This window comes from Lentzea sp. NPDC037011 (assembly GCF_055607425.1).
Genome location: NZ_JBVJRT010000011.1, coordinates 128,040 through 141,481 on the forward strand (window position 1 = coordinate 128,040; position 13,442 = coordinate 141,481).

Consider the following 13,442-nt stretch of genomic DNA (forward strand, 5'->3'; position numbering starts at 1 on the left):
TAGGTTCGACCGGGTGACTTGGCTGACTGTGGGCACCGACGCGGTGCTCGGTGTGTTCGCTCTGATGTTCGCGTTCCTGTGGTTCCGCTTCCGGTTGCGGGCCGTCCTGGCCGGAGCGGGGGTGGTGCTGGCCTACGCGGTCAGCGAGGTGGTCAAGCTGCTGGTGCGCGAGGACCGGCCGTGCCGGACCAGGCCGTCGCTCGCGGAGTGCCCCGAGGTGGGCGACTGGTCGTTCCCCAGCAACCACTCGGTGATCGCGGGTGCGGCGGCGATGGCGATCTGGGCCATGCACCGCGCGCTGGGCTGGGTCGCGGCGGTGTGCGCGCTGGCAGCGGCGGCGTCGCGGGTGGTCGTGGGAGTCCACTACGTGCACGACGTGCTGGCCGGGCTGACCCTCGGTGCGCTGGTGTCGTGGGGGATCGCGGTGCTGCTGACCAGGGTGCTGCCGAAGCGGCGGGCACTGCCCGACGACGCGCCGACCGTGGTGATGAGCCGGCTGGGATGATGGGCCCCGTGTGGCTGAGGCTGGTCCTGTGGGTGTGCGCGGCGCTGCCGGTGGTCGCGGCGGGCGTGACCACCAGGGCCGGGCGCCTCGCCGGGTGGGAGGTCCTGCTCTACCTCGCGGTGCTCGCGGCGGCGTTCGCCGCGGTGCGCCGCAGACCCGCTGTCGCGCTGGGCTCGGCGCTCAGCGCGTGGCTGGTCTGCTACCTCGTGCGCGTCGAGCTCGACAGCGCCACCGGTGTCCTCGCGCTGGCCCCGGCGCTCGCGGCCACCAGCTTCTTCGCCGGGCGGTACGCGCGCGACCCGCGGGTCGGCGCGATCACGCTGACCGTCGCGGAGGTCATCGGTGTGGTCGTGGCGCTGGTCGACCGCGGTGGCTCCGACACCGCCCTCGCCGTCACGTCCGGCATCGGCGTCCTGGGCGTGGTGCCGTGGGCGTTCGGGCGGTTCCGCCGCCGGTACGCCGAGCTGCAGGAGGTCGGCTGGGAGCACGCCGCGTTGCTGGAACGCGACGCCGAGAACGCCCGTAACGCCGAACGCGCGCGCCTGGCCGGTGAGATGCACGACCTCGTGGGCCACGAACTGGCCAGAGCCGCACTGCTCGTCGGTGCGCTGGAGCTGGAACCGGCGCTCTCACAACAACAACGCGAGGCCGCCAGGACCGCGCGGGCCAGCGTCACCGCCGCCGCGGAACGCCTCGCGGACGTCATGCAGGTGCTGCGCGCCGACGCGGACGAACCGGTCACGTCGGTCGAGGAGGTCGTCAGCCGCTCCGGCCTGCGGGTGGGGCTCGTCAACGACCGCACCGAGCCGCTGGACGGGATCATCGCGCGGACCGTGCACCGCGTCGTCGCCGAGGCGCTGACGAACGTGATCAAGCACGCCCCCGGCGCCGACGTCAGCGTGCGCCTCACCGCCAACCTGGAGCTGCGCGTCACGAACGGTCCCGCGCCGCGGACGCAGGCCGTCGGCAGCGGCAAGGGCCTGGTGGGCCTCGCCGAACGGGTTGCGCTCGTCGGCGGCTGGTTCGAGGCGGGCCCGTCGGACGACGGCGGGTTCGAGGTCAGGGCGAAGCTCCCGGAACGCCCGCGCGCCCGCACCACGCCCACGCACGTGCGCCGCGAACGCACGGAGGAGGAGATCCGCCGGACCGCCCGCCGAACCGTGCTGATCACGTCGGTGGTGTGCGCGGGCATCGCGATCGGCGTGCCGGGCTACATGGTGTTCGACGCGGCGACGTCCGTGCTCACCCCGCAGCAGTTCGACCGCGCCCAGCCGGGGCAGCGCGAGGACGACCTGGACCTGCCGCTGCGCACCCGCGTCGACAACCCGCTCGGCGTCACCGCACCGCCGGGCACCGACTGCCGCTACTACAGCACGCACCCCAACCCGTTCGACGGCGACCGCCACGACCTGCACCAGCTGTGCTTCCGGGATGATCGGCTCGTGTCCAAGCTGTGGCTCGCGAGGAGGAGCGGTTGATCAGGGTCGTGCTCGCGGACGACGAGCCGGTGGTCAGGTTCGGCGTGAAGGCCGTGCTCGCGACCGCCGTGGACGTCGAGGTGGTCGCGGAGGCGGAGAACGGCAGCCAGGCGATCGACCTCGTGGCCCGCCACCGGCCGGACGTGGCCGTGCTCGACATCCGCATGCCGGTGTTCGACGGGCTGGACGCGGCGAAGGTGGTCCGCGAGTGCCACCCCGGCACGAAGACGCTGGTGCTGACCACGTTCGCCGACGACGCGTACATCAGCAGGGCGCTGGGGGAGGGCGCGGCCGGGTTCGTGCTCAAGACCGGTGATCCGCAGGAGATCATCGCCGGTGTGCGGGCGGTCGCGAGCGGGGGCGCGTACCTGTCGCCGCTGGTGGCCAAGCGGGTCGTCGACCGCCTCTCCCGCGCGCACCCGCGACCCCTGGCGCAGCAGCGCATCGAGGTCCTCACCGCCCGCGAACGCGAGGTGCTCGGCCTGCTCGGTGCCGGCCTGTCCAACGCCGAGATCGCGTCCCGCCTGCACGTCGTGGAGGGCACCGTGAAGGTCTACGTCAGCACGATCTTCCGGCAGCTGGGCGTCCGCAACCGCGTGCAGGCCGCGATCATCGCCCACGAGTCCGGCATCATCCCTGCCTGACCGGCATCTGCAAGTACCACCAACTCGCAGTTGGCGGTACTTGCAGACGCCGGAAAGGTCAGGTGCGGGCGCCGATGCCGGAGATGGCGCGGACTTCCATCTCCGCGGCCAGTGCCGCGTTCTCCGGCTCCCGCTTCGAGAAGATCGTCGCCAGGAACCCGCACAGGAACGAGAACGGGATCGACACCAGGCCGGGGTTGCCGAGCGGGAACCACGCGAAGTCGACGTCCGGGAAGATCGACGTCTTCGCACCGGACATCACCGGCGAGAAGATGATGAGCACCAGGCACGACCCGAGGCCGCCGTAGATGCTCCACAGCGTGCCGGTGGTGTTGAAGCGCCGCCAGAAGATCGTGTAGAGGATCGTCGACAGGTTCGCCGACGCCGCCAGCGCCAGTGCCAGCGACACCAGGAACGCCACGTTCTGGCCGTTCGCCGCGATGCCACCGATGATCGACAGCACGCCGACCACCACGGCGGTGAGGCGGGCGACCTTGATCTCGCGGCGCGGTTCCACGTTGCCGCGCTTGATCACGTTGGCGTACACGTCGTGCGCGAACGAGGCCGACGCCGCGAGGGTCAGACCGGCGACCACCGCGAGGATCGTCGCGAACGCCACGGCCGACACGATGCCGAGCAGCACCGCGCCACCGATCTCGAACGCGAGCAGCGGCGCCGCCGAGTTCTCACCGCCCGGTGCTGCGGCGATCTTGTCGGTGCCCACCAGTGCCATCGCGCCGAAGCCGATCACCAGCGTGCACAGGTAGAAGATGACCATCGTCCAGGTCGCCCACACCACGGAACGGCGCGCCTCGGCGGCGTTCGGCACGGTGTAGAAGCGCATCAGCACGTGCGGCAGCGACGCGATGCCGAGCACCAGCGACAGCGCCAGTGACACGAAGTCCAGTTTGGACATCGCGCTGAAGCCGTACTTGGCGCCGGGGTCGAGCACCGCCGCCCCGAGCTCGTTGTGCTCGGTGGCCTGCTCCATGATCGCGGACAGGCTGAAGCCGAACTTGCCGAGCAGGAAGACGCTCATCAGCGTCACGCAGAGCAGCAGCAGGACGGCTTTGATGATCTGCACCCACGTCGTGCCCTTCATGCCGCCGACCAGCACGTAGAGCACCATGACCATGCCGACGACCGCGATCAGCAGCGCCTGGCCCCACTTCGAGGACACGTTGAGCAGCAACGCGATCAGGCCGCCCGCGCCCGCCATCTGCGCGATCATGTAGAAGAACGAGATCACCAGCGTCGCGTTCGCCGCCGCCGCGCGGACCGGGCGCTGCCGCATCCGGAACGCCAGCACGTCGCCGACGGTGAAGCGGCCGGTGTTGCGCAGGCCCTCCGCGATCAGCAGCAGGCCGACGAGCCACGCGACGACCCAGCCGACGGAGTACAGGAAGCCGTCGTAGCCGTGCGCCGCGATGCCGCCGGAGATGCCGAGGAACGACGCGGCGGACAGGAAGTCGCCCGACAGCGCCACGCCGTTCTGCGCGCCGGTGAACGAGCTGCCCGCGGCGTAGTAGTCCGACGCCGTCACGTTGCGGCTGCTGAAGCGGTAGACGATGTAGAGGGTGATCAGGACGAACACCGCGAAGACGCTGAGGTTCAGCACCGGGTTGCCGGTGGTGGGCATGCCTTACTCCTCGACGCCGGTCTTCTCGGCGAGCAGCCTGCGCTGCGGGTCCAGCCTCCGTTTGGCGTAACGCGCGTAGGAGAGCGTGATGACGATGGACACGACGAACTGGCCGAGACCCAGCAAGATCCCGAGGTTGATCACTCCGATGACCTTCGTGCTGACGAAGTCCTTCGCATACGCGGACAGCAGCACGAACGTCAGGTACGAAGCCAGGAACAAAGCGGTCATCGGGAAGATGAACGTCGTGAGCCGGCGGCGCAGGGTCCGGAATTCATCGCTCTGTTGAATGAGCGCGAAGTTCGGTTTGCCGTTCGAATCGACGTACGACAAGGCCTCGGGGTCGTCGAACGACGCGAAACCCCTGATTTCCGGTTGTCCGTGCTGTGTTTCGCCAGGCGACCACATCGCCTTGGTCATCTGTTCCCGCCCCTCCTGCGTGCGGGCACACTCTAGCGCCCGCACGTGTCCAGTCAACGCCGCTGGGAGCTGCGCGAGTACCGGGAACAGGACAAAATCGGACAGGTCCATTCGTCTCAAATGGTTGTCCAGCAGGGATCTTCTGGTTCGGCAGCACCGGAGTTGCGAGATGCGCAACATCACCGCGACTGGTTCGGACCGTTGTCGCACGTGTGCGGCTGGCCTAGGATCGTCCGGTCCGCGTTTTCGTGACGGTTGGGGATAAAGTGGGGTTCTTAGCGCGCGAACGCACGATCGCGCCTCCCGGTTGGAACCGCTGGCTCGTTCCGCCCGCGGCTCTCGCGATTCACCTCTCCATTGGCCAGGCCTACGCCTGGAGCGTCTTCAAGACGCCGCTGGAGAAATCGCTGGGCATCACCGGGACGCAGAGCGCCCTGCCCTTCCAGCTCGGCATCGTGATGCTGGGCCTGTCGGCCGCGGTGCTCGGCACGACCGTGGAGCGCCGCGGACCGCGCTGGGCGATGTTCATGTCGCTGGTGTGCTTCTGCTCCGGCCTGCTGATCTCGGCCGCCGGCGTGTGGGCCGGCCAGTACTGGGTCGTCGTGGCCGGCTACGGCCTCGTGGGCGGCATCGGCCTCGGCATCGGGTACATCTCGCCGGTCTCGACGCTGATCAAGTGGTTCCCCGACCGTCCGGGCATGGCGACCGGCATCGCGATCATGGGCTTCGGCGGTGGAGCGCTGATCGCCTCCCCGTGGTCGACCTCCATGCTCACCGCGTTCGGCAACACCTCGACCTCGGGCATCGGCAAGGCCTTCCTGGTCCACGGCATCGCCTACGCGGTCTTCATGACCGTCGGCGTGCTGCTGATCCGCCTGCCCTCCAAGGAGTTCGAGGCGGCGAAGGCCGAGCTGGCGAAGGACCGGCCGAAGGCGGTCGTCCCCCACAACGTCTCGGCGAACAACGCGATCAAGACGCCGCAGTTCTGGCTGCTCTGGGTCGTGCTGTGCTTCAACGTCACCGCGGGCATCGGCATCCTGGAGAAGGCCGCGCCCATGCTGGTCGACTTCTTCAAGGAGTCGTCCACGCCGGTCGCCACGGCGGCCGCCACCGGTTTCGTCGCGCTGCTCAGCGCCGCGAACATGGCCGGCCGGATCGTCTGGTCGTCCACCTCGGACCTGGTGGGGCGCAAGAACATCTACCGCCTCTACCTGGGCGTCGGCGCGCTGCTGTACCTGCTGCTGCTGACCATGGGCTCGACCAGCGTCCCGCTGTTCGTGATCGGCGCGATGGTGATCCTGTCGTTCTACGGCGCGGGCTTCGCGACCGTCCCCGCCTACCTGCGCGACCTCTTCGGCACCTACCAGGTCGGCGCGATCCACGGCCGCCTGCTCACCGCGTGGTCGGTGGCAGGCGTGCTCGGGCCGCTGATCGTCAACGCCATCGCGGACGCTGGCAAGAAGGCCGGCCACACCGGACCGGACTTGTACGCGACGTCGTTCTACATCATGATCGGCCTGCTGGTCGTCGGTTTCGTCGCGAACGAGCTGATCCGCCCGGTCGACCCGAGGTTCCACGAGCCGAAGGCCGCGGCCGCGGCCACCGGGGACGCGGCAGGTGACCAGACCACCGTGGCCAGGTGGAACGAGGCCGAGGCCGCGGACACCGCCGCCGAGAAGGCCGAAGACGCGGACAAGTCGGAAGGCGTGGTGCAGAAGTGAGCGCGGAAGTGAACTCTGCCCAAGGGGAGAAGTCGCAGCTGCTGTTGCTGGTCGGCGCGTGGCTGTGGGTGGGCATCCCACTCGCCTACGGGCTGTACCGCCTCTTCCTGAACGCGGCGAAGCTCTTCGTCTGAGCCGATGTTCACCACGCTCGTCAACTGGCGCAACTGGCGCCTGCCGGTGAAGCTCGCCGCGGTGTTGATCGTCCCGGTCACCATCGCGGTGGTCTCCGGCGTTCTGCAGATCCAGTCGCACATGGAGCGGGCCGACTCCTACGCCGCGCTGCAGCGGCTGGAGAAGGTCCGCACCGCGCTGATCCCGGTCGTCGAAGGTGTCCAGGCGGAACGGCGGGTCGTCGCGGAAGGCGGCGGCCAGGACGTCCTGCGGGACCAGGTCCGCCGCACCGACGACGCACGGGAGGCGTTGCGCACCGCCATCGGGAAGGCCTCGCTCAGCGAGGTCGTCACCGCGCGCATGAACGACGTCGAGGCCAAGGTCGCCCGGCTGCCCGCGCTGCGGGAGCAGACCTCCGACGTGCCGGCCGCGGTCAAGGAGTACACCTCGCTGACCGAGTCGATGCTCGACGTCGACGAGGTGCTCGCGAGCGACTTCGGCGACCCGGCGCTGTCGAAGACCGCGATGGGCCTGCACCACGCGCTGCACGTGCAGGAGGAGGTCCTCTACCAGCAGGCGGTCGTGCTGTCGGGCCTGGACCGCGGGCTGCTCGCGCAGGCCGAGGTGCGGTCGCTGGTCGAGTCGAACGTGAAGCTCAGCTACATCGCCGGCCAGTTCGCCGCGCTCGCGACGCCGGAGCAGCTGAACTCGTACTGGCAGGGCTTCAACGGCCCCGACATCGAGGCCCACCGCAAGATGCTGAGCGCGGCGCTGCTGCACCCGACCTCGGACTCCGCGGCGTCCGGCGGCGCGCGGCCCAGGCCGTTGCCGATCGCGGCCGAGGACTGGACGAAGGCCTCCGGGGCGGTCGCCGAGTCGCTCGACGGCGTCGTCCGCGGCCTGCAGACCGACCTGCGCGACACCGCGAACCGGCTGCGCGACGAGACCAGCGACGCCGCGGGTGCCGCGTCGGCGCTGCTGTTCGCGAGCCTCATCCTGGCCGCGACCGTCGGGTTCGTCGTCGGCCGCTACCTGCTGCGCTCGCTCAACGCGCTGCGCCGCTCCGCGCTGGACGTGGCCTGGGAGAAGCTGCCGGAGATGGTGGCGACCGGGCGCGGCACCACCGAGGTCGAACCGGTGCCGGTGCACACGACCGAGGAGTTCGGCCAGGTGGCGCGCGCGTTCGACGCGGTGCACCAGCAGGCCGTCCGCTCGCTCGTGGAGCAGGCCGGTCTGCGCGCGAACATGCGCAACATCTTCGTGAACCTCTCGCGGCGCAGCCAGAGCCTCGTGGAACGCCAGCTCAGGCTGATGGAGGAGCTGGAGAAGTTCGAGGAGGACCCGGAGCAGCTCGCGAACCTGTTCAAGCTCGACCACCTGGCCACCCGCATGCGCCGCAACAACGAGAACCTGATGGTGCTCTCCGGTGGTGACGTGGCCAGGCGCTTCACCCGCCCGATCCCGCTGACCGACGTGCTGCGCGCGGCGGCCGCGGAGATCGAGCAGTACCAGCGGGTCGTGGTGCACACCGCGCCCGGTGCCGAGGTCGTCGGCTACGTGGCGAGCGACCTCGTCCGCCTGCTCGCCGAGCTCCTCGACAACGCGACGGCGTTCTCGCCGCCGCACACCCAGGTCAGCATCAGCGCGTCCATCGAGGCCGGCGACATCGTGCAGATCGACGTCGTCGACCAGGGCATCGGCCTCGACGCCGAGGCGCTGGGTGCCGTCAACGGCCGGTTGGAGGCCGCCGGCGAGGGCGCAGACGTGCAGGTGTTCCGCGAAATGGGACTTTTCGTCGTCGGCAGGCTCGCGGCGCGCCACCAGATCGTGGTACGTCTCGATGCGAAACAAGGCAAGGGGACTCGCGCGATCGTGTTGGTTCCCGCCGAACTGGCACCACGGCGGGACGAGTCCTGGGAGTCTTTCCGCGGGGAGGCGATCGAGGAGCAGACGTTGCAGACGCCCATGCGCGTTCCTGGACAGCACGCGTCCTGGTTCGCCGCACCCGCTGCGAGCACCCCGCCGCCCCCCGCACGCCAGACGCCCGAGTCGGCCCGAGGCTTCCTCGACGCCTTCCAGCGCGGCGTGCAGAAGGGCCTTCCCGACCGGCAGGAGAGTCGATGAGCACGCAGGTGGACCAGTTCGGCTGGCTGGTCACCAACTTCGCCGAACGCACGCCCGGCATCGAGCACGCGGTGGTGATCTCCGCCGACGGCCTGGTGCTGGTCTCGTCCTCGAAGCTCCCACCGGAGTCGGCCGAGCAGTTCGCGGCGATCGTCGCCGGCGTCGTCTCGCTCGCCGAGTCCGCGTCCTCGTGCTTCGCGGGTGAGGCCGTGGTGCGCACGGTGGTCCAGATGGACCGCGGCGTCATGCTGCTGATGTCGATCAGCGACGGCTCGGTCCTCGCGGTGCTCGCCGCCGCCGGCTGCGACGTCGCGCAGGTCGCGTACGAGATGACGGTGGTCGTGCGGCAGGTGGGTCAGCTGCTCACGCCGGAGCTGCGGGCAGAGCTGGCATGAGCGGCGACGACGATCAGCAGGTCAGCTTCGGCGACCTGATGAGCGGCTTCAGCCTGGACAGCGACCGGATCAGACGCCGTGGCCGCAAGAACAGGGCCAGGCAGGAACCCGCGCCCGAGCCGGTGGCGGAACCGGACCGCCCCGCACCGCCGGTGTTCCCCCGGCCCGACCTGTACGCCCAGCCGGACCCGTACGCCACGACGGTGTTCGAGCCGGTGCCGCCGCTGCCGCCGATCGAGTCGGCGTCGATCGTGCGCGCCTACGCGTGGACCGGTGGCCGGACCACCTCCGAGGTGCACCTCGAGATCGAGACGCTGGTCTCGGTGAACGAGCGGTCGGTGACCGCGGTCCGGCCGGAGCACCAGGAGGTGCTGGCGCTGTGCTCGCAGCCGCGGTCGGTGGCGGAGATCGCCGCACTGCGCGGCCTGCCCCTGGGCGTCACGAAGGTGCTGCTCGGCGACATGGCGGGCCACGGCCTGATCGACGTGCACCGCACCGCGTCGTCGTACGGCGACGACCGTCCCGACGGCGCGCTGATGGAACGCGTGCTGGCCGGCCTGCGCCGCCTCTGACCCTCCTTGCCGACGGCATCTGCAAGTACCACCAACCCTTGATCAAACCACCGCTGACTACCACCAACTTGTTCGCCGTGCACCGAACCTGGCCGGGCGCGGCGGGGAGCCGGAAGCGCTGTTGGTAGTAGAAAAGTGCTGGTTGATGTTGAGTTGGTGGTACTTGCAGATGCGGGGGCGGGCAGGGGGTCCGCTACGGTCGGGGGACCGGGCGATCTGTGGGGAGGGGCCGTGGAGTTCCAGGACGTCGTGCGCAAGCGGCGCATGGTGCGGAAGTTCACCGACGAGCCGGTCAGCGACGAGAGCCTGCGGCGGATCATGCGCAACGCGGTGCGCGGGCCGTCGGCCGGGTTCTCGCAGGGGCAGGGGTTCCTGGTGCTGCGGGGGGAGTCGCTGCGGCGGTTCCGGGAGCGGTGCCAGGTCTGGGCCACCGACGACACGAAAGCCGCGCCGGTGCTGGTGGTGCCGATGTCGGTCAAGGACACCTACCTCGACCGGTACGCGCAGCCGGACAAGGGCTGGACCGACCGCAGCGAGGACCACTGGCCGGTGCCGTACTGGCACGTCGACACCGGCATGGCGGCGCTGCTGATCCTGCAGACCGCGGTCGACGAGGGACTGGGCGCGGTGTTCTTCGGGATACCGCGGGAGGAGTGGCCGGCGTTCCGGGCGGAGTTCGGCGTGCCGGACACGCACGAGCCGATCGGAGCCATCGCCATCGGGCACCCGGCGGAGACCGAGGTGTCGCCGGGGGCGTCGCCGCGGACGCGGAAGCGTTCGCCGTTCGAGGAGGTCGTGCGCTGGGGGCAGTGGGGGTGACGACGGCGTTCCGGCTGCTCGGGCCGCTGGAGGTCGTGCTCGGCGGACGGCACGTGCACGTGCCACCGGGCAAGCGCCGGGTGGTGCTGGCCGCGCTGCTGGTGCGGGTGCGGCAGGTGGTCGGGGTGGACGAGCTCGTCGACCTGGTCGGCGGCACCCGCAACGCGCTGCAGACGACGGTCGGGCGGCTGCGGGAGGACCTCGGCGACCCGGAGCTGATCAGGACGCGACCGGGCGGGTACCTGCTCGACGTCGACCCCGCCGAGGTCGACCTGCACCTGTTCGGGCGCGCGGAACCGGAGGTGGCGCTGGGGCTGTGGCGCGGGCGGCCGTTCGCCGACATCGGCAGCGACCGGCTGGAACGCGACCACGGGCCCGCGCTCGTCGAGACCCACCTCGCGGCGCTGGAGGCGCGGATCGAGGGGGACCTGCGCCGGGGCCGGCCCGAGCAGCTGGTGCCGGAGCTGCGGGCGCTCACCCGGCAGCACCCGGTGCGGGAACGGATGTGGGCCCAGCTCGTGCACGCCCTGCACCGCAGCGGCCGGCCGGCCGAGGCGTTGCGGGCCTACGAGGAGGTGCGCCGCAGGCTCGCCGACGAGCTCGGCGTCGATCCGGGCGCCGAGCTGCAGCAGGCGCACCAGCAGGTGCTGCGGGCGGACAACCGGCCCAGGGCGCGCAACGACCTGCCGGGCGACATCGCGGACTTCGCCGGACGGCAGGACGACCTGGACCGGGTGCTCGCCGCGGTGCCGCCGGGGTGCGTGGCGATCACGGCGATCGACGGCATGGCGGGCATCGGCAAGACGACGCTCGCGGTGCGGGCGGCACACCGGCTCAAGGACCGGTTCCCGGACGCGCAGCTGTTCGTGGACCTGCACTCGCACACCGACGGCGTCGAACCGCGCACGCCGCTGGACGCGTTGCACGCGCTGCTGACCGCCCTCGGGGTGCCCGCGGGGGACGTCCCGGACGAGCTGGACGCGCGAGCGGCGCTGTGGCGTGCGGAGATGGCGCACCGCAGGGCGTTGGTGGTGCTGGACAACGCGGTCAGCGCGGCGCAGGTCCGGCCGCTGCTGCCGGGCAGCGGGCTGGTGCTCGTCACGAGCCGGCACCGGCTGGTGGACCTGGACGCGGCCCGCACGATCTCGCTGGACGTGCTGCCAGAGCAGGACGCGCTGGACCTGCTGACGGGCATCGTCGGCCCGCGCGCCGGCCAGGACCCGCGGGCGGCCCGCGAGATCGTCCGGCTGTGCGGGTGCCTGCCGCTGGCGGTGCGGATCGCCGGTGCGCGGTGGCGGACGCGACCGGCGTGGACCGCGCAGGACCTGAGGCGCCGGCTCGGCGAGCAGCGGCTGACCGAGCTGGCGGCGGGGGAGCGCAGCGTCGCGAAGGCGTTCGCGATGAGCTACGACCAGCTCACCGGCGAGCAGCAGCGGTTGTTCCGGCTGCTCGGGCTGCACCCCGGCGACGACTGGGACGCGTCCCTCGCCGCCGCGCTGATCGGCACGACCCGGCCCGACGCGGAACGGTTGCTGGACGCGCTGCTGGACGCACACCTGGTGCAGCAACGGGACAACGGCCGCTACCGCTTCCACGACCTGCTGGCCGACCACGCGAAGGCGAGCGTCCTCCCGGACGAACGGGAGGAGGGCGTCGTGCGCGTCCTCGACCACTACCTGCACAACGCCGCCGCGGCGGAGGTCCTGATGTCGCCCGGCAACCCGCGGATCCCGCTGGCGGTGCGGTACCCGCCGCTCGACCCGCCGCCGCTCGCGAACGCCCGCCAAGCCGCGGCGTGGCTCGACACCGAGCGCCGCAACCTGCGGGCCGCCGTGTACCTGGCCGCCTACCAGGGCCACTACGAGCACGCCTGGCAGCTGCCGCACCACCTGTCGCAGTACCTGCTGAACCGCGGCCACGGCCGTGACCGCGTGGAGGTGCACAGCCTCGCGCTCGCCGCCGCGTACCAGCTCGGCGACCTCCGTGCCCGCGCGGAGGCGTTGAAGGGCCTGGGCAGGGCGCACTTCGCCCGTCCCGGTGGCAACCCGGCCGAGCACCTGCACGCGGCGCTCGACCTCATGCGCCAGATCGGTGACGTGCGCGGGGAGGCCTCGGTCCTCGGGCTGCTCGGCATCACCGCGCGGGAGGCGAACGACCTCGACGCGGCACAGGGGCACTTCGAACGCGGCCTGGAGCTGATGCGCCAGGTAGGTGCGCCCACCGGTGAGGCGAGCGCGCTGCACCACGTCGGCGTGATGCACGCGCTGCGCGGCGACAACGACCGGGCCATGACACATATCAGGGCGGCGCTGGCGCTGCTGGAGGAGCACGGCGACCGCAACCGGGCCGCGATGGCGTTGCAGGACATCAGCTTCGTGCACTACAACCTGGGCGACGACGACGAGTGCGTCGCCCACCTGGAGCTGTCGCTCGCGGCCTTCCACGAGGCGGGCGACTGGCGCGGTGAGGCGTTCGCGCGCACCGACTTCGCCCACACCGCGCTGGAGCTCGGCAGGCCGGCCAAGGCGCTGGAGATGGCACGCACGGCGGCGGCGTTGTGCCGCACCGGAACCGGGCTGGCCGACGACGACGCGGTGCTGCGCGGCCTGGCCGACGCCGAGGACGGCTACGGCGAGCTCGGCCTGTCGTTCGCGCTGGCCATCGCGGCCGAGGTCGAGGGACGGCTGCACGACGCCGTCCGGTACGCGCGGTGGTGCGTGGACGCGATCACGCGGTCCGGCCGCCACTGGGCCGGTGACCGCGTGCTGGGCCAGCTGTGCCGGCTGCACGCGGCGCTCGGCGACCACGGGACCGCCGTCGCCTTCGGGGAACGGGCGGTCCGCGCCGCCGAGGGCCTGAACCAGCCCAGGGCGGTCGCCGTCGCCCGCGCGCTCCTCGCCGCTGCTACAACCACAGCCCCAGCAGCACCAGCGCGGTGACGGCCGCGGCCACGACCGCCACGGCCACCCACTGCTCCACGACGTCCCTCGTCCTGCGCATTCCCGGCTCCC

The 13,442-nt window shown here is 71.3% G+C and carries 11 protein-coding genes and 1 pseudogene; 10 read left to right on the forward strand and 2 right to left on the reverse strand.

Annotated features, from left to right (window positions below; genetic code table 11):
• Positions 1-13: 13 nt before the first annotated feature.
• From ACZ7CH_RS30945 to ACZ7CH_RS30955, 3 genes are read left to right on the forward strand one after another with little or no spacing between them, the layout of a single operon-like run.
• Positions 14-505, forward strand: coding sequence for a phosphatase PAP2 family protein (locus ACZ7CH_RS30945; protein WP_470371365.1), 492 nt, complete (start codon positions 14-16; stop codon positions 503-505).
• Between the two features lie 8 nt (positions 506-513).
• Positions 514-1,983 (forward strand): sensor histidine kinase, encoded by a 1,470-nt coding sequence (locus ACZ7CH_RS30950; RefSeq protein ID WP_470375556.1) that lies wholly within the window; start codon positions 514-516, stop codon positions 1,981-1,983.
• A complete protein-coding gene (locus ACZ7CH_RS30955) occupies positions 1,980-2,627 on the forward strand; it encodes a response regulator (protein ID WP_470375557.1) in 648 nt (215 codons plus the stop codon). The genes ACZ7CH_RS30950 and ACZ7CH_RS30955 overlap by 4 nt, the downstream gene beginning before the upstream one ends.
• 58 nt (positions 2,628-2,685) lie before the next feature.
• On the opposite strand, the gene ACZ7CH_RS30960 is transcribed toward ACZ7CH_RS30955, so the two are convergent.
• Together ACZ7CH_RS30960 and ACZ7CH_RS30965 are read right to left on the reverse strand one after the other, a co-directional pair.
• Positions 2,686-4,266, reverse strand: coding sequence for a solute symporter family protein (locus ACZ7CH_RS30960; RefSeq protein WP_360398033.1), 1,581 nt, complete (start codon positions 4,264-4,266; stop codon positions 2,686-2,688).
• Positions 4,267-4,269: 3 nt separating this feature from the next.
• Positions 4,270-4,797 carry a DUF485 domain-containing protein gene (locus tag ACZ7CH_RS30965; RefSeq protein ID WP_360398035.1) on the reverse strand — a complete coding sequence of 176 codons (528 nt, stop codon included), beginning with the start codon at positions 4,795-4,797 and terminating at the stop codon, positions 4,270-4,272.
• 155 nt (positions 4,798-4,952) lie between these two features.
• On the opposite strand from ACZ7CH_RS30965, the pseudogene ACZ7CH_RS30970 reads away from it, so the two are divergent.
• The 7 genes and pseudogenes from ACZ7CH_RS30970 to ACZ7CH_RS31000 all read left to right on the forward strand — a co-directional run.
• A pseudogene (locus ACZ7CH_RS30970) lies at positions 4,953-6,287 on the forward strand (OFA family MFS transporter); the annotation flags it as partial.
• Between the two features lie 116 nt (positions 6,288-6,403).
• Positions 6,404-6,541 carry an MFS transporter small subunit gene (locus tag ACZ7CH_RS30975; RefSeq protein ID WP_360398039.1) on the forward strand — a complete coding sequence of 46 codons (138 nt, stop codon included), beginning with the start codon at positions 6,404-6,406 and terminating at the stop codon, positions 6,539-6,541.
• A gap of 4 nt (positions 6,542-6,545) precedes the next feature.
• Positions 6,546-8,645, forward strand: a complete 2,100-nt coding sequence (locus ACZ7CH_RS30980; protein WP_470375558.1) for a sensor histidine kinase — start codon at positions 6,546-6,548, stop codon at positions 8,643-8,645.
• Positions 8,642-9,040, forward strand: coding sequence for a roadblock/LC7 domain-containing protein (locus ACZ7CH_RS30985; RefSeq protein WP_360398043.1), 399 nt, complete (start codon positions 8,642-8,644; stop codon positions 9,038-9,040). The genes ACZ7CH_RS30980 and ACZ7CH_RS30985 overlap by 4 nt, the downstream gene beginning before the upstream one ends.
• Complete coding sequence (locus ACZ7CH_RS30990) at positions 9,037-9,612, forward strand: DUF742 domain-containing protein (protein WP_470375559.1); 576 nt, start codon at positions 9,037-9,039, stop codon at positions 9,610-9,612. The genes ACZ7CH_RS30985 and ACZ7CH_RS30990 overlap by 4 nt, the downstream gene beginning before the upstream one ends.
• A gap of 231 nt (positions 9,613-9,843) precedes the next feature.
• Positions 9,844-10,431 carry a nitroreductase family protein gene (locus ACZ7CH_RS30995; protein WP_470375560.1) on the forward strand — a complete coding sequence of 196 codons (588 nt, stop codon included), beginning with the start codon at positions 9,844-9,846 and terminating at the stop codon, positions 10,429-10,431.
• Positions 10,428-13,370: an AfsR/SARP family transcriptional regulator gene (locus tag ACZ7CH_RS31000; RefSeq protein WP_470375561.1), complete on the forward strand. Its 2,943-nt coding sequence runs from the start codon at positions 10,428-10,430 to the stop codon at positions 13,368-13,370. The genes ACZ7CH_RS30995 and ACZ7CH_RS31000 overlap by 4 nt, the downstream gene beginning before the upstream one ends.
• Positions 13,371-13,442 lie beyond the last annotated feature (72 nt).